The following is a 15,847-nucleotide window of genomic DNA, read 5'->3' on the forward strand; positions in this document are numbered from 1 at the left end:
ACGCTTTATCAGGACCGAAAGGTCCGCCCCCTTCTTTTTTAAGAGCGGTTTTGTTATAGTCCAAATAAGCTAGATTTTTGGCAAAACTTATTCTCATAGCATGAAGGCCCTTTTTTCATTTTTTATAGTTTGCCTAGTTTTTTCCAATTCTTTTGCCCAATCAATAAAGGGCAAAGTACTTGAAGAAGGTTCTGATTACCCGATGGAGTTTTCTTCTGTAGCACTTTATTCTGCTAAGGATAGTGCATTAATTGACGGCACAATCACGGATGTGGAAGGCGATTTTGTACTAAATTCTATCAAACCAGGAAACTTTTACCTACAACTAAGTTTTGTTGGCTATTATACCAAAACGATCAATAATATCTCTTTGTCGAAAGGGCAAAATTTGGACTTAGGCTTGTTGAGGATTGTATCGGATCAGCAAGAGTTAGAAGGAGTTCAGGTTGAGGGGAAAAAGATCACTTCCGAATTCAGACCAGAGAAACAAAGTTATTCCGCAGACAACTTTGAAGCAGCTCAAGGTGGTTCAGCTACGGATGTTTTGAAGAATTTGCCTGGAGTAAGCATTAATGCCGATGGTGCACTTTCCATTCGCGGAAGTTCAGGTTTTGTGGTTATGCTGAATGGAAAACCTGTTCAAACCGACCCGATGATGTTGCTGGCTCAGCTTCCTGCAAATAGTATTGAAAAAGTGGAATGGATTTCCTCTCCATCCGCCAAATATGATTCCGAAGGCAAAGCTGGATTGATCAATATTACTACCAAAAGAGGTGCGACTGATGGCCTCTATCTGCAATTCAACGGAAAACTGGGAGCTCCGCCTTTTCAAAATTATGGAAACAAGGATAAAGCGCAGCGCTATGGAGGTGACTTCAATCTTAACTGGGTTTCTGGGAAGTGGGATCTTTCTTTAGGCGCAAGTTATCAGCGAAATGATGTGTCAGGCAGGAGAGTCGGGAATGTGTATACCATTGATGAGGATACTACGACCTATTTCCCTTCAGCTGGAGAGCGAAGTATCGATGAAAAGAATTACTCTGGTCGATTTACGATTGGCTATACTCCAAATGAAAAGCACAATTTGAGTTTGGGTTTTTTTGGAGGAGTGCGAGATAAAATGCGTACTGCCGACATCCTCTATTTTGACAATCATCGAGAAGTAAACGGAGCCAGATTGGATACCTTCCAATACTTCAATGCCAATGATCAAAACCGACGCGGTGATTTTGCATTGGGGAGTCTGGATTATACATTTTCTATGGAAAATGGATCAAAGTTGATGACCTCCTTTTTGTATGAGTACTCTTTGCTGGGAGGCCCTACAACCAATAGGAATTTGGGATACCCAGAAATAGAAGAAGTCTTACAAGACGAATACAATACCAATGATAATCCGCTTCATGGTACTCGGATCAATGTAGATTACCAATTCAAGCCCTTGCCGATTGGCCAGTTGCAAACTGGCTATCAATTTCGAAGTCTTGACCACACTGGAGATTTTCTTTATGAAAGGAAAAACAATGAAACTGGAGTTTGGGAATTGGTTCCGGAGTTTTCCAGCGATGTGGAACTGATCAGAACTATCCATTCTGGTTATGTCCAATTAGATGGAGAAAAGCAAAAATGGACCTATGGATTGGGGCTGAGAGTTGAATCCATGGACCGCGACCTTAGTCTAAAAGATAAAGCAGGGACTTTGGACACCCTTTACATATATGATTTTATCAGACCTTTTCTTAGCGCTAGCCTGGCTTATCAACTCAAGGAGGAATTGCAGTTGAAAGCCAATTTTAGTCAACGTGTGGAGCGAACCACCACTTTCAAAATGAATCCTTTTCCGGAGCGTGAACATAGCGAGACTTTGGAGCAGGGTGATCCTAGATTGGCGCCGGAATTTATCAATCAGGTCGAGGTCGGTGTGATCAAAACCTGGAAGGACAATTCCTTCTATGCAAATGTCTATCATTCCAGAGTTAAAAACCTGGTCAACCGAGTGAATACAGTTTACAATGACACAATCCTGAATCGGATTTACTCCAATGTCGGAACTGGCAGATCAACAGGAATAGATGTTGGAACCGAGCTATATCCGACGAGATGGTTGAAGCTATTTGCCGGGTTGAACTGGTATCATTATTCGATTCAGGGAAGCTTTGACAATAGACCTGTGGAAACTGAAACATGGGTTCATTCCATCAATATCAATTCTACTTTTACAATTTCTCCAAAATGGTCAGCACAGGCTAGTCTGAATTATCTTTCGGATCGAGTGACAGCTCAAGGAGTAGATAGTAGATTTTATACGCCTTCGTTGACGGTGAAAAAATCTTGGCTTGATGGAAGATTGACCGCCAATTTCGTTTGGCAAAACATCGATATGGGATTGTTGAAAACCAATGAACAAAGAATTACTACTTGGAGGGAAGGTGAGTTTTATACCACAACTAATTACATCCAAGAAGTGGACATGTTGATTTTGAATCTTTCCTACACGCTCAATGGACGTAAAAACAGATCAAAGTTTGTGAATAGTGAGTTCGGTGTCAAAGAGTTTTAATTGGAATTCAAACTTTTGTAACAAAAGGATAATAGAAAGAGCGCAAGTTTGAGTCTTGATTTTTTTATCTTAGTGAAAATTATTTTCCTAATAAGAAAAAAAACAACACTCCTTCCATGAAAAATCTATCCTTCCCTCTTTTAGCTTTCGGCCTCGTAATTCTTTTTACAAGTTGTCAGAAAAGTGAACCAGCCAATGAGCGAGTTATCCTGATTGGGATTGATGGTTTTGGGACTGAGGGATACCTTCAGGCTAAACATCCGAATATCGATAGTCTATTTGCGGATGGAGTGATTTCATTGAACACGAGAACTGTGGTGCCTTCCGTGACGATGCCCAACTGGACCAGTCATTTGACGGGGGCAGGGCCAGAGCAACATGGAGTTTTCAATAATGGTTGGGAAATGAATGATCATCCCCTAGATCCTCAGGAAATGGACGAGGAGGGATACTTTCCTTCTATTTTCAAAGTTCTTAAAGATCAAAAAACTGATGCCAAGACAGCATATTATTACAATTGGGCGAACTTGATTAAACCGATTAATCAGAAATATCTGGATGAAGTAAAGTTTGCTGAAAATGATGGTTATGCAGAGAACTATCAGGCTGCTTTTGAGTTTTTGAAAGCCAATCAAAGTGATCCAAGCCTTGTATTTATGTATACAGTCCATGTGGATCATGCAGGACATAGTTTTCAGTGGCTATCCGATGAATATATCAAAGCCATTGAGGAAGCAGATGTAGAAATCGGAAAGTTTGCGGATCAACTGAAAGCAGAAGGTCTATTCGAAGACTCACATATTTTGTTATTCACGGATCATGGTGGAGTAGGAAATGGACATGGAGGAACATCAGTGACTGAAATGGAAGTGCCTTGGATGATTCGTGGTCCCAAGATCCAAAAAGGTAAAAAGCTTACTACTCCAAATTCCAATACCAATACAGCCGTTGTGATTTCCAAGATTTTTGGAATTGAATCTCCTTATGAATCCTGGATAGGAAAGATTCCTTCGGGAGTATTTGTAGAATAAATAATGGGCTGAATTAGAAGAAATTCAGCCCATTTTAATTTTTATGTTTTTATTTTTAAGGAGCAACCAATTCTGGTAATGCTGCATCAAAAAGTGTTGCAAATTCAAGAGGGTCCATAATGTGTCCCTGCTTTTGAGCTTGATCAGCCAGTTCATAACCCCATTCGGCCGCAGCCATTCTTTGAATTGGTGTACCGTGGTGGCCATAGCTTTCAAATCCACAATCTCCAATTGCAAAGAATACTTCAAGAAACTGCTGAACTCTTTTCCATTGCATTGTAGCACCTTTAGAATGTGATAGGTAATATGCAGAATAAGCATCAGCCATCAATTCCGTTCTCCTCGTAGCCTCTGGACTTCTAAATTCTTCAAAAAGATCTAATTGAAACTGAATATGGTGTCCAAATTCATGAGCCAAGATTGCTTGTGGAGCTACATCTCCAAAGCCCAATGTTTCATAACCTTCCAAAATGCCATCACCCATGATGATTTTGCTTGGGACTTCTCCCACAGGAGGGAAGAAAAATGCACTCTGAGCAAATGCATTCAAAGTGAAAATTGGATGTTCTCCATTTCGGTATTGAGGGATTTCTTCCAATAATTCTAAAATCAAATCCGCCCAATATTCTGCGGTAGGTAGATCATCTAAGTATAAAATTTGATCGATACGAATGAGACGATCTCGATCTTGAAGCATGTTTCCATGCATTGCTGCTAATACAATATCTTCAGAGTCGATTGTCCAAAATCTTTTCAAATCTTTAAAAGTCTTGGTCATCTTTTGGGTGTATTCCCCATCTTTCCCGAAATATTCACCTTCTGAGGTATTTGAAAATAGTAAAGCATCATAGGTAGGGAAATCCAACATTCCTGTGATAGAGGCCCAGAAGATTTCATTAAAAGCCCAGTCAGCTAATTCCTCATTGATCCATGCGTCAAATTCAGTTGAGCTACACTCGGTGGGTTCTACAGCCATAGCACGCTGAACGAGTTCTCTGTAATAGGTGTCCGTTTGCTGTTCTATTTCCATTAGCCGTCCGTTTGGATCGGATGATCTTAATTGAGGATTAATTCTCGATTCATATCCTTCTGGAAGTTGATTATTATCAAGTCTGGAATGTTGTGAATCGTTTTGATCCAAAATTTGAGTTTGGTCCATTTCACAGGCTGTAAAAAACAATACCGCTATAAAAGTTAGCCCCCATGAAGGCTTAAGGAAGTTTTTAAAATTTTTCATTTGATTTTTTGTTTAGATAAAAAGAATAACTGAATAAAAAGGTCTATATAGATTGCTCAATCATTATTGCAATGATCGAAAAAGTGACATTTCTAAAATAAGAATATTTGGTGGAAATAATCCAGTCGTATCTTAATTATTTGTAAATGAGGGAAAAATGTAAAATGAACTATGGAATAGGGGATTTTATTAATTATTTAATGTTGAATTTACTTAGTTGTTTTTTTAAAGCTGTATCTTATACCAGTTCAATAAATACTAGTACCAATTAATAGATTACGATTATGGGATTGATTTCATTTATTAAAGACGCCGGAGCCAAGATTTTTGGTGGAAAAACAACAGCGGAGAAAGCTGCCGATGCGGCTAAAGCTGCAGCAGAAGCAAAATTGAAAAGAGAGGAAGCAGCTGCTAAAGTTTTAGAGCAAACTATTTCAGATTTAGATTTGCAGGTTGTAGGATTGAATATCCAAATCGATGATGATAAAGCCACTGTGTCAGGTGCAGCTTTTGATCAGGCCACTAAAGAAAAAGTAGTGTTAGTCGTCGGAAACTCTCAAGGAATCGCAACTGTAGATGATCAGATGACAGTAGAAAATCCTGAGCCTGAAGCTACATATCATACGGTAGTGAGTGGAGATACCCTAAGTAAAATTGCCAAAACAGTATATGGTGATGCGATGAAATATCCTGTGATCTTTGAGGCCAACAAGCCTATGCTGAAAAGTCCAGATTTGATCTATCCAGGTCAAGTGTTGAGAATTCCTCCTTTGGGATAATCAAATGAAATATTGATGGTAGCCACTTCGAAAGATGTGGCTTTTTTTAATTCCTCTCTGGAATTTGTAAATTATGGTAAATAGCCCTGTTAGAAGATGAAGAAGATAAGATACTTACTCCCCATTTTTTGCTTAGCGTTTTGTGTTGCCTGCATGGATAGCTCAGATCCTGATCCACAACCTCAGGTACCCGATGATCCAGTTGGTCAGGGAGGCGATATGACGATGATTTATATGGGTGATTTTATGGATGCTGCACATCCTACTTCTGGAAAAGCAAGTGCCGATCCCAAAACTAGTGTTCTAAAGTTTACCGATTTCAAAACAGACAATGGACCTCTTTTGGAAGTCTATTTAGCTACTGATACCAAAGCCTCCGAGTTTGTGACCTTAGGGAAGTTAAAAGGCCTTCAGGGTGATTTTTCCTATGATATGCCAGAAGAAATTGATTTGGAAAAATACCAGTATGTTTTGATTTGGTGTGTGGAGTTTTCAGTCAACTTCGGACATGCTAAGATCGAGAAGTAAGTATCTTTAAAATCTCAAAACCTAACATCAGCAATACTTTCATTTTTGTCAAACTCAGCTTTGGCAAAAGGACATAGTGGTAGGATTTTGACATCTTTTTCCCTAGCTAAATCAACTGCTTTCATCACGAGCATTTTTCCATAACCTTTACCTCCAAACCCATCTTCAATGCCCGTGTGGTCGATGATAAATTTGTTGGTTCCTGCCCAGGTATAGGTCATTTCACCGGCAAACTTTCCATCTTCATAGAGAACAAATCGGCCTTTTCTGCCATTTTCCTCCTGTTCAATCTTAATCATTCGTACTCCTATTTTTTAATACTCAATGCACCAGATGGACATTTTGAAACTTGGTTGATCAATTCTTCACTGGATGCATTCTCTGGCTTTACCCAAGGTTTGTCTTTTGGGTTGTATACTTTGGGAAGAGTTTTGACACAAACACCGGAATGGATGCATTTTTCTGGTTGCCACAAAATGGTGACTTCCCCATTCGAATATTCTTTCATGATAAAGTTGTTTAGGTTCTCAAATTTATCTAGCTCAACCTAGCTAGGCATTGATATATGATAAGATAGCTTTTTAAATATTGGTTTTCCAGAAAAATGAATCAGGCTTGCCTTTTCAGAGTTGAACAGGTTTAATATGATCTTTCGGTTTGTTTGGTCTTGAATTTTAAGTAATTGGCAAAGACATAAACCATTTGGCAAAACCTTCCAATAAATCTATTTGAGGTCTAAAAAGCATGATTAAGTGCACTGTTAGGTACATTAAAAGTTCTAGAGGGAATACCCATCTTCCTTTTTTATGTTGCCATGTCAGAATAGTTAAAATCAAAAGTATAGAATAGACAATCAGGGCAGTTGTAATGAAGGGTTTTCCCGGATCAAGATAGTTTCTGATAGCTCGTAATAATGAAGGTTCAATAAATACAATACCCGTTGCTATCATTGCCCTTGCATGGATTCCCGTTATTTTTCGATTCCACATCCCAATTGAAAACATGGTTCCGAGGATGATCAAATCCTTAAAAGGGACCAGGAGTCTCAAACCCAAATTTTCCTCATCTATTGAATGCCGATGATGAACCAAGAGTAAAACAGAAATAAAGATTAAAGCTATTAGCAAAAAAGATGACTTTCCAATTTTTCGGTGTAACTCAAGCATTCCTCTCCTAATGAGGAAAACCTGTATAATCAGCATAATGATCCAGAGTAATGCGATGACAGCATGAACGTGGAAGTAAATATTTAACTGTTCCGATGGCGTAAATAAGTTTGAAAAATAGGTCTCCCAAAAACCTAAAAACACCAAAATGATTAAGCCTATAAAAAAGAAAACACTATTCTCAAACCGAAACCTATTCTTCATATCAAGGGAATCTCTTTATTTGAAAAATTGACCTTGAAATCATCTATTACCATTTCTTCAAGATCCACTTGGAATTAAATTAAAAAATTAATCGATTATTTCTAGCGTTATTCTGAGTTTTTAGTTTTGTAGTGGCTTGATTTTCAGCGCTATGATTGGAGTTTTGGGCTTTAAACTTAAATGACGCTTATTTTATTTAAAGCAATATCAAAGAGTTCTTTCAAGTTGGAATTAGGTTCGATTTAAGGAAACTAAGTTTATTCGTCTTGGCATAATCCTCAATAAATATTCCACTTCAAATAGTCATTGATAAATTTCCCCTGAGGATCATATTGCTTTGCTAAAGCCACAAAGTCATTGAATTTAGGATAGCGCTCCATTAGTTTTTCCCGAGATATCGTAAATAATTTTCCCCAATGTGGCACTCCATTGAAGGGTGCAATAGCTGCCTCAATTTTAGGCAAAACAGCCATCACTTCCGGAGTCATTTGCTTCCAAGTAAAATGTATGGCTACCGAATCCTGCTGATAACATGGACTCATCCAAAATTCATCCCCACAAATGGTCCGAATTTCTGTAATCATCAAAAGAGGATAAATCTCATCCTTCAGCTTTTCGATTTCCATAATGGCATCAACGGCTTTTTCTCTTGGAACAAAAAACTCAGCCTGAAGCTCCTCACCAGCGCTTGGGAGAAAGCCCATTTTGAAATGAGGCAAACGATCATACCATGGCCCCGGAACTCCCAATTGCTCGGTGCAGTTTTGGGCATCCAATTCAAGAATCGGATGGACGTTGATTTCTGCAGCTTTGGCACCATAGAATTCAGAACCTAGGTCTTTTACCTCCTCGTCAGTTCTTCTTTTTACCCAGACCTCACTTACATTATCATTCATCCAGTTGGTAAAGAGACTGACACTATAGCCACTGGACATGATCTCATTAAAATTATTTCTTACAGATTCCAGAGGAAGATCCAAAAACACATCTTGCTGCACATCAAAGGCTGGTTGGATAGCCAAGGTCATTTTGGTGATTATTCCAAAAGCTCCTAAGCCAACTACCACGGCATTGAAATCAGGATGAGATCGATCCATCGAAACGATCTCTCCATCTGGTTTGATCAGTTCCAAAGCCATTACTCCTGTAGCCAGATTCCCGTTTTTTACACCTGAACCGTGGGTTGCGGTGGCACAGGCACCAGCCACAGTGATATGAGGTAGTGAGGCTAGATTATGCAGGGCAAAACCCTTTTCATATAGTTCCTTCGAAAAGTCTCCGTATCTGGCACCGGCCTCAACGGTGATGGTCATCTTCTCCGGATCTATGGCGATGACTTTATTCAGATGGTGGGTAGAAATCTGAGCCACCGGATCATCCGCGATATCATTGAAGCAATGCTTGGAGCCTAAAGCTTTGGATCCTTCCAGATCCTTGATCAGCGAACTGACTTCCTCTGGATTTTTGGGTTCAAAAAGTTCTTTGGCTTTGTAAGTATAATTTTTGGCCCAATTGGTACGGTTGTTTTGGCTGAGTAGGCCTGTTTCTTTTTTCTCTTGGGTACAAGAAAACTGGGGAGCTATCATCAGTCCCGTAAATGCAATGGAGGAGGTTTTAAGGAAGGCTTTTCGGTTCATGGGTTCGATTGTTTGGGTAAAGAGATTCTTTCAAAATTTCCATTCGAGCGGATATGCTTTAGAATATCACCTTATAAAGTACTAAAGAGGAAGGACTTCTGGTAGTTTAAAGGTTGAAATTCGATGAAAAAGGTAGTTGAAAAAGGTTAGAAAGAGGCTTGTTCCTACGACTTTCCTACGTGTTTTCTACGACTTTCTTACGAGTAGGAGTGGTAAGAAATACGTAGGAAGCCAGTAAATAATAGGTGGTGGATTTATCTAAGCCTAATGAAACAAATTTCTCTGGTAGAGCAAGACTCCTGACTTGTGCTTGATTCTATGAAGTCTGAGACTGCCTTATTTTTGGTCCATACAGGAGATATGAACCATTTCAGGATTCTTCTTTATCTTCAGGGAGTTAGGATCTCAATTCAACCAACATGCAAACCCGAAGGAGCTTTTTTAAAAACATAGGATGGGGAATCTTTTCCTTCTCCATTTTTTCTCAAACCCCATTTTCAGCTTTTGCCAAAAAACTGGGAATTACCAAAAAAGAACCTTCTGTATTCTTTACTACTGGATTCAAACTGATGGAAGTAACGGATCACTCGGTTTTGGTTTGGACTCGGGTATGTAAGCAGGCGGAACCCAATCCAATCACGCATCAGCGTAAGGAAACGGTTTTTCGACATCCGATAGATTTCGATGAAACTATGCCTGTCAACCATATGGATGGTGGAGTGGAGGTAGGACATGGCTTTGTGCAAGTACTGATAAGAGGTAGAGGAAAAGATTGGACTTCTGATTGGTTGGAAGCAATGCCAGAGAATGACTTTACTATAAAAGCCACATTTGATAATCTGCCATCAGCAACCTCTTTTCAGGTTTTTCTCAGAGCTAAGGAAGAGTTGGGAAGCAATGAAATTCAGGAAGTGGAGGGGACTTTTACAACTGCTCCCAGTCCTGATCAGATTGTTCCTGTTCTCTTTACGACTTCCACATGTCAGTATTTCTGGTCTTTTGATGATGAGAAAAGAGGCTTTCAGTCTTATGATAGCATGCGAGCGATGAAGCCGGATTTCTTTATCCAAACGGGGGATTATATCTACTATGATAAGCCTGGGCCTTTGGCAAAGAATCTTGAGCAAGCCCGGCATAAATGGCATGCGATGGATGCATGGCCAAGCTTGAAGGACCTATTTCGGCAAACGCCTCTCTATATGATGAAGGATGATCATGATTTGCTTAAAGATGATGCACATCCTGCCTCGGAGGCTTATGGAGACTTGACTTTTGCTGATGGATTAAAGCTTTGGTACCAGAATGTACCATTGGATCAAAAGCCTTATCGAACGATCAGATGGGGAAAGGATCTGCAGGTTTGGATGGTGGAAGGACGTGAGTTCCGAACTCCCAATCCAGAGCCCGATGGACCGGAAAAAAGCATTTGGGGGAAAGAGCAAATGGATTGGTTTAAAGAATCCGTGGAGGCCTCAGATGCCAGCTTTAAGATCTTGGTTACAGCAACACCCATCGTCGGTCCAGACAGGGAAAATAAGAAAGACAATCATGCAAATTCTGTCTATCAGCAAGAAGGTAAGGAGCTAAGAAAATACCTTTCAGCAATCCCCAATCTCTTTGTAGTTAATGGCGATAGGCATTGGCAGTATGTGTCCAATGATTTGGAAACTGGCTTGATGGAGTTCTGTTCTGGGCCGATCAGTGATTATCATTCCCAAGGTTGGGATGCGGATGATTATCGCCCCGAACATCAGTTTTTAAGATTGAAAGGAGGCTTTTTGAGTGTGAAAGTTGAGCGAGTTTCCGGTCAAGCTCAGATTACTTTGGCTCATCGAGATGTGAAGGGGGCGGTGGTTCATCAGCAGGTTTTTGAAAAGGCGTTGGGATAGTTTATTCATAGATTCTAAATGTCTTTCTTGTATAAAATCAATTTTCAACACAGAATTATCCCACAGATGTGCACAGAAAAAGACACAGATTTTCACAGATTTATCTAAACCCCAATCAATTGATGTTTTCAATTTGCGCAAGTCTCATGACTTGTGCTATCAATAATGCAGTCTGAGACTGCAACATCCTAGGGTTGGTGAGCTATCTGCGGTAGCTATCTTAATTTATCTGCCCGAAGGGCTATCTTATTAAGATATGGCTAGGCCGAAATACTCCTCACTTCGGTCAGTGAGATATGCCTTCGGCGAGATTTTAGATTGCTTCGTCGGCCCTTGGCCTCCTCGCAATGACGCGGATTTTCGTCTAGTGAGGAAAGAGTGGTAGTCTAGTTGATCATGTTTTACTTCGGAACGACATTCTATGGCGTGAAACTAAATTCTCTATTCTCTTAATCTCAAATCTCTACCATTAACCCCTCACAAAACTCCGTGCCCTCCGTGGTGAAATAACCCAAAAGACTGAATCCTACAAAACCTTCTTAAACCAAGCATTTCGTACTCTTCCATTGGTGATCAAAATGCCGGTAATCTTGCCTTTGGAGTCTCTGACAAACTGAATCACATTCGTAGGATAATCGGCGGTAAGGACGTCCTTGAATAAGACTTTCGCAGGGATAAAGCCATGCCTTACTTGATAAAGTTCGATTTTGCCATCCTTGACGGAAATGGTGTATGTGGTTTCTACCTCGCTACTGTAATATTCTCCCACGTAATCCTTTAAATCCTCTTCCTTGAATTCTGGGTTTGCTACCTCCTTAAAAGTACTTGGAGCTCCTCCATCAACGGAAACCAATAATTGATCTTTCTTAGTAGCAGTCTCAAATTTCACTTCCACATCTGCAGGTACATCCAGGAGTTTAAAAGTATTGGAACTGATAGGAACGAGCGCTCTTTCTCTACCCGTTCCAGAATATCTCAAAGTGTCATTTTTTAACTGGACTTTCTGCATGGATTTGGCCTTGTTGTCCCAATAGGTTCCTTCAAATTTAGCTAGTGTTTCATTGCTCAAAGAAATGCTTTTGAAAGTAGGCTTTGGAGTTGGTTCCACATCGCTTTTACCCAAAATGATCTCTGCAATCTGATTGGAATGCCCTCCTGGATTTCCTGCGGAGAAGTTGGTTAGGGCCACGATGCTTAGCTCGTCCTCAGGATAGGTGGCAACGTAAGCTCGGAACCCACCAATCGAACCTCCATGCTGGATTCTCTTTTTCCCTAAATGCTCATCCACGATCACACCAAATGCATAATCATTCTCTGATCCATCAGTCAATAAGTCAACCGTCTGCATCTTTAGAAAAGAGCTTTCCCAACCCTTCTTAGGATGGCTGAAATTGGATAACCAAGTCAAAAGATCGGCAGTCGTGGAATGCATATTCCCCGAACCGACATAACCCCAATATTCTACCGCTCTTTCGAAATGATCCGATCCATAATAGGAAGTCGCATTATTGGGAACAACCCGGCTATAGAGGTCTTCCACATAGGTCTGAGACATATTCAGCTCAGAGAAAATATTCTCCTGCATCCATTCCTTAAAAACTTCCCCGGTGACATTTTCAATGATATTCACCATCAGCATATATCCGGTATTGCAGTAGAGGTATTCTGAACCCGGAGAGAAGTTAAGGTCTTCCTGATTCAGAATAATTCTGTTCAGGTCAGCATTGCTGCGGGAGTCATCATCTCTCCAGCCAGCCAAGCCAAAAAGCGTATGCAAGCTTCTCAATCCACTGGTATGGTGAAGCATGTGTCGGATGGTGATTTTCTCACCAAAGTCCGGCAATTCCGGAATGTATTTTCGGATATCATCATCAAAGGAAAGCTTCCCTTCCTCCTCCAGTCGAACGATCCCCATGGCGGTAAACTGCTTGGAAACGGAACCTGTATTGAAGATGGTTCCCGTGGAATTAGGAACCAGATATTCCAAAGAAGCCAAGCCATAGGCCTGAGAAAAAATCGTTTTCCCATCTTTCATCACTGCGATGGCTCCTCCCGGATGATTTGGAGTATTCCATTCGGTAAAAAGACTGTCTATTTTCTGGTTCCAAGCCGCATCTGATTGTGCCAAAGACTCCAGAGAAAAGAGTAGCAGAACCGCTAAAACAAAGAGAGGATTATATTTTTTCATGGGATGGTTTTCTATTCAAGGTTGGGAATCTGAATTTAAGGAATAGGCTTCTCGAAAAGAAATGGAAATATCACTTCGTCAAGTGAGTGGACCGAGGTAGAATCTTCGAAGAAATACACTTGGTGAAATAAAATGGAAATACGCCTTCGGCGAGATATGAGATTGCTAAATCATTTATAAAGTAGCGCGAGTCTCCTGACTTGTGCTGTCAATAATGCAGTCTGAGACTGCAACATCCTAGGTCCAAGTCGGGAGTATGAACCAGAAGTTCTATAGGAGGCTTAAGTTCCTAGGATTCTGGAGCTACGCTACTTATTTTTAAAATTTTGATTGAATTTTTGTGGCTTTCAGAATTCTTTTGAGTTGAAATTTTATGTGTTAATAGCTAATCCTAAAGATAAATAGGGGTTTAGCTAATTGTCTTTTTAAATATTCTATGGAAGAAATATCAGTTCCGGTTCGCAGAAATAGCTTGGATAAAATACTACACTTTGCTGCCCGTTTGCTTGTCATCATAGTTTGGGGAAGTGCCATTTTGTTCGGAGGCTATATTTTGGCCTTTTACTTTATTGCCTTGATCCAAGGGAATACCAGCCAATGGAATGAAGTGCTCCCGGATATTTATGATGAACGAACTAGGTCAGCTACACTTGGAATTGGACTTCACTTTGCGGCAGGCGGGATTATTTTGATCCTGGGCTGTATTCAATTGGTGAGATCAGTTCGGATTAAATATCCTTTACTTCATCGCATTATAGGGCGGATCTATGTGGTGGCTTCGATCGCAGCAGCTTTGGGTGGTCTGACCTTTATTTTTGCCAAGGGAACCATCGGCGGCCTGATCATGGATATCGGATTTATAGGCTATGGGGTATTGACTTTTGTAGCTGCTGTGGCTACCATCTATTTTGCCAGATCAGGGAAGATGGAAAAACATCGGGCTTGGGCCATCCGACTCTTTGCCTTGGCCATAGGTTCTTGGCTCTATAGAATGGATTATGGCTTTTGGTTTATGGTGACAGATCGACTGGGACACAATTCCAATTTCACCGGAGCCTTTGATTATTTTATGGACTTCTTTTTTTACCTGCCCAACTTACTGGTAGCAGAGATTTTTATAGGAACGTATAAAGTCTTAAAATCCGGCCTAGCCAAATCCTTCGCTATTGTTTTCCTTGCTTCAGCCAATCTGTTCCTACTAGTTGCAACCTATTTCTTTACAAAAGAATACTGGGGTCCGGCTATTCTAGATGTGATTTTGGGGAGGTAAAGATGGTGATGTAGAGGAATGGGTGCTACCCCAAGAGGAAGAGATCATGATATTAGGGTGTAGTTGAAAACTACACTCAGTGGGGCTGTTTTAAGCAATCTTCCGAGCACAGCCTTTTCGAGATGAATGATTTCACCACCGGTGCCTTTGCCTTCATCTGCTGGGCAGAATATGAGTGAGAAAGGAACCACCTGGCCACGATGATCCCTGTTCTTCATAGTGTCAAGGGCTTTGGAAAGTAGAATCATGCTTCAGAAGTAATTTGAAGCAATATGAAAGGCTAGAAATGCGGTATATAGGACAAATAAACCGTTTGAAATATGAAACGGTTTGGATAAATTGGGGGATGGAAAAGAAACTAAGCGAACTCTTTGAGGAGATAATCAATACTCGCGGGGTCCATCACCAGCTGGAGATGCATGAAGGGACAGTAAGAACATACCGGAAACGCTATGCTGATGGAAAAATGACAGTTGAAAAGATGCGTGAAGTGTTGGTTAAAGCAGGTTATAAAAGGGTGCAGGAGGAGAGATGGGGGAGGTGAAGAAAATTGATTTTATCGACGAATTATTTGAAAGTCAAAAAAAGATATTGCCATTTTTAATACCATTAGTTTATGCTATCGGATATGTGTACTCAGTGTCATATTATAAGTCGTTTGGAATCAATATTAAATATTATACCGATATATATGATTGAATATATAATGGAATTGAAATTTTGCTCACTGTCCTTTTATTCTATTTGATATTTAGATTTTTTATAAATGAAAAGTCATTAGTTTCAATTATGAATGGATTTGGGTTTGATGGAAATAAATGGGGTTGGTTATTATTTTTTATAATTGTAATAGTTTTAAATATTATTATTACATCAATTGCTGTCAATCTAAATCTTTATTATAATCAGAATTTCTGGTTTATTTTCATAATGCAGACAACTATAGCGTTTCTAACTATCCAACCAGATACTTTCTATAGTAAAGAGCATATGGCCTCAATTTTTTTTTTAGTCTCTATAATTATTTTGGTGATGTCATTTCTTCTAGGGAAAATAGAGTCTCATAGAGTTAGTGAGAAAATCACGAATTATAGGGTTGAATTCTTATACCATGATTCGATTATTTCAACTGATACAGATAGCTTGTTCTTTGTTGGAGAAACAACGGAATTTATTTTTTTATATAATATTAATTCCGAAAAGGCAGAGCTTTTTAAAAAGGACGATATTTCTAATTTGAGATTTTTTCCATCTATTTGGGATTTGGAAGAATTTTCTGAAACAAGCAAGAGTTCCAGGCCAAATGATCAAGGAATTATTCACCAATAAAGGTTTTCAATATTTTTCAAATTAAAGGA

At 39.7% G+C, this 15,847-nt stretch carries 15 protein-coding genes; 8 read left to right on the forward strand and 7 right to left on the reverse strand.

The features are described 5' to 3' along the window. The first annotated feature begins 100 nt into the window (after positions 1–100). Positions 101–2,560, forward strand: coding sequence for a TonB-dependent receptor (locus tag BUF13_RS18540; protein ID WP_073573314.1), 2,460 nt, complete (start codon positions 101–103; stop codon positions 2,558–2,560). Positions 2,561–2,676: 116 nt separating this feature from the next. Then, positions 2,677–3,591, forward strand: coding sequence for an alkaline phosphatase family protein (locus tag BUF13_RS18545; RefSeq protein WP_073573315.1), 915 nt, complete (start codon positions 2,677–2,679; stop codon positions 3,589–3,591). A 55-nt stretch (positions 3,592–3,646) separates the two neighbouring features. On the opposite strand, the gene BUF13_RS18550 is transcribed toward BUF13_RS18545, so the two are convergent. Beyond that, positions 3,647–4,828, reverse strand: coding sequence for a neutral zinc metallopeptidase (locus tag BUF13_RS18550; RefSeq protein WP_073573316.1), 1,182 nt, complete (start codon positions 4,826–4,828; stop codon positions 3,647–3,649). Between the two features lie 284 nt (positions 4,829–5,112). Here BUF13_RS18550 and lysM point away from each other — a divergent pair, with 284 nt between their 5' ends. Next, positions 5,113–5,607, forward strand: coding sequence for a peptidoglycan-binding protein LysM (gene lysM, locus BUF13_RS18555; protein WP_073573317.1), 495 nt, complete (start codon positions 5,113–5,115; stop codon positions 5,605–5,607). 96 nt (positions 5,608–5,703) lie between these two features. Then, entirely contained in the window at positions 5,704–6,135 is a 432-nt protein-coding gene (locus BUF13_RS18560; RefSeq protein WP_073573318.1) for a DM13 domain-containing protein, read from the forward strand. Between the two features lie 14 nt (positions 6,136–6,149). On the opposite strand, the gene BUF13_RS18565 is transcribed toward BUF13_RS18560, so the two are convergent. The 4 genes from BUF13_RS18565 to BUF13_RS18580 all read right to left on the reverse strand — a co-directional run bounded on the left by BUF13_RS18565 (position 6,150) and on the right by BUF13_RS18580 (position 9,142). Then, positions 6,150–6,434: a GNAT family N-acetyltransferase gene (locus BUF13_RS18565; RefSeq protein WP_073573319.1), complete on the reverse strand. Its 285-nt coding sequence runs from the start codon at positions 6,432–6,434 to the stop codon at positions 6,150–6,152. 8 nt (positions 6,435–6,442) lie between these two features. Further along, positions 6,443–6,643 (reverse strand): (4Fe-4S)-binding protein, encoded by a 201-nt coding sequence (locus tag BUF13_RS18570; RefSeq protein WP_073573320.1) that lies wholly within the window; start codon positions 6,641–6,643, stop codon positions 6,443–6,445. Positions 6,644–6,809: 166 nt separating this feature from the next. Continuing rightward, positions 6,810–7,262 carry a hypothetical protein gene (locus BUF13_RS18575; RefSeq protein WP_134204581.1) on the reverse strand — a complete coding sequence of 151 codons (453 nt, stop codon included), beginning with the start codon at positions 7,260–7,262 and terminating at the stop codon, positions 6,810–6,812. Between the two features lie 521 nt (positions 7,263–7,783). Beyond that, positions 7,784–9,142: a D-arabinono-1,4-lactone oxidase gene (locus BUF13_RS18580; protein WP_073573322.1), complete on the reverse strand. Its 1,359-nt coding sequence runs from the start codon at positions 9,140–9,142 to the stop codon at positions 7,784–7,786. Between the two features lie 419 nt (positions 9,143–9,561). Here BUF13_RS18580 and BUF13_RS18585 point away from each other — a divergent pair, with 419 nt between their 5' ends. Then, positions 9,562–11,031 carry an alkaline phosphatase D family protein gene (locus tag BUF13_RS18585; RefSeq protein ID WP_073573323.1) on the forward strand — a complete coding sequence of 490 codons (1,470 nt, stop codon included), beginning with the start codon at positions 9,562–9,564 and terminating at the stop codon, positions 11,029–11,031. Positions 11,032–11,557: 526 nt separating this feature from the next. On the opposite strand, the gene BUF13_RS18590 is transcribed toward BUF13_RS18585, so the two are convergent. Next, positions 11,558–13,219 carry a serine hydrolase domain-containing protein gene (locus BUF13_RS18590; protein ID WP_073573324.1) on the reverse strand — a complete coding sequence of 554 codons (1,662 nt, stop codon included), beginning with the start codon at positions 13,217–13,219 and terminating at the stop codon, positions 11,558–11,560. A gap of 436 nt (positions 13,220–13,655) precedes the next feature. On the opposite strand from BUF13_RS18590, the gene BUF13_RS18595 reads away from it, so the two are divergent. Beyond that, a complete protein-coding gene (locus tag BUF13_RS18595) occupies positions 13,656–14,489 on the forward strand; it encodes a DUF2306 domain-containing protein (protein ID WP_073573325.1) in 834 nt (277 codons plus the stop codon). A gap of 44 nt (positions 14,490–14,533) precedes the next feature. Here BUF13_RS18595 and BUF13_RS20700 read toward each other — a convergent pair whose 3' ends face one another. Beyond that, the gene (locus tag BUF13_RS20700) at positions 14,534–14,707 is read right to left on the reverse strand and encodes a hypothetical protein (RefSeq protein WP_170865155.1); all 174 of its coding nucleotides are present in this window, start codon (positions 14,705–14,707) and stop codon (positions 14,534–14,536) included. Between the two features lie 128 nt (positions 14,708–14,835). On the opposite strand from BUF13_RS20700, the gene BUF13_RS18605 reads away from it, so the two are divergent. Together BUF13_RS18605 and BUF13_RS18610 are read left to right on the forward strand one after the other, a co-directional pair. Continuing rightward, entirely contained in the window at positions 14,836–15,033 is a 198-nt protein-coding gene (locus BUF13_RS18605; RefSeq protein WP_134204579.1) for a hypothetical protein, read from the forward strand. A gap of 245 nt (positions 15,034–15,278) precedes the next feature. Further along, on the forward strand, positions 15,279–15,818 hold the full coding sequence (locus tag BUF13_RS18610) for a hypothetical protein (protein WP_073573328.1): 540 nt from the start codon (positions 15,279–15,281) through the stop codon (positions 15,816–15,818). Positions 15,819–15,847 lie beyond the last annotated feature (29 nt).

It is taken from the genome of Algoriphagus zhangzhouensis (assembly GCF_900148515.1).
GTDB lineage: Bacteria > Bacteroidota > Bacteroidia > Cytophagales > Cyclobacteriaceae > Algoriphagus > Algoriphagus zhangzhouensis.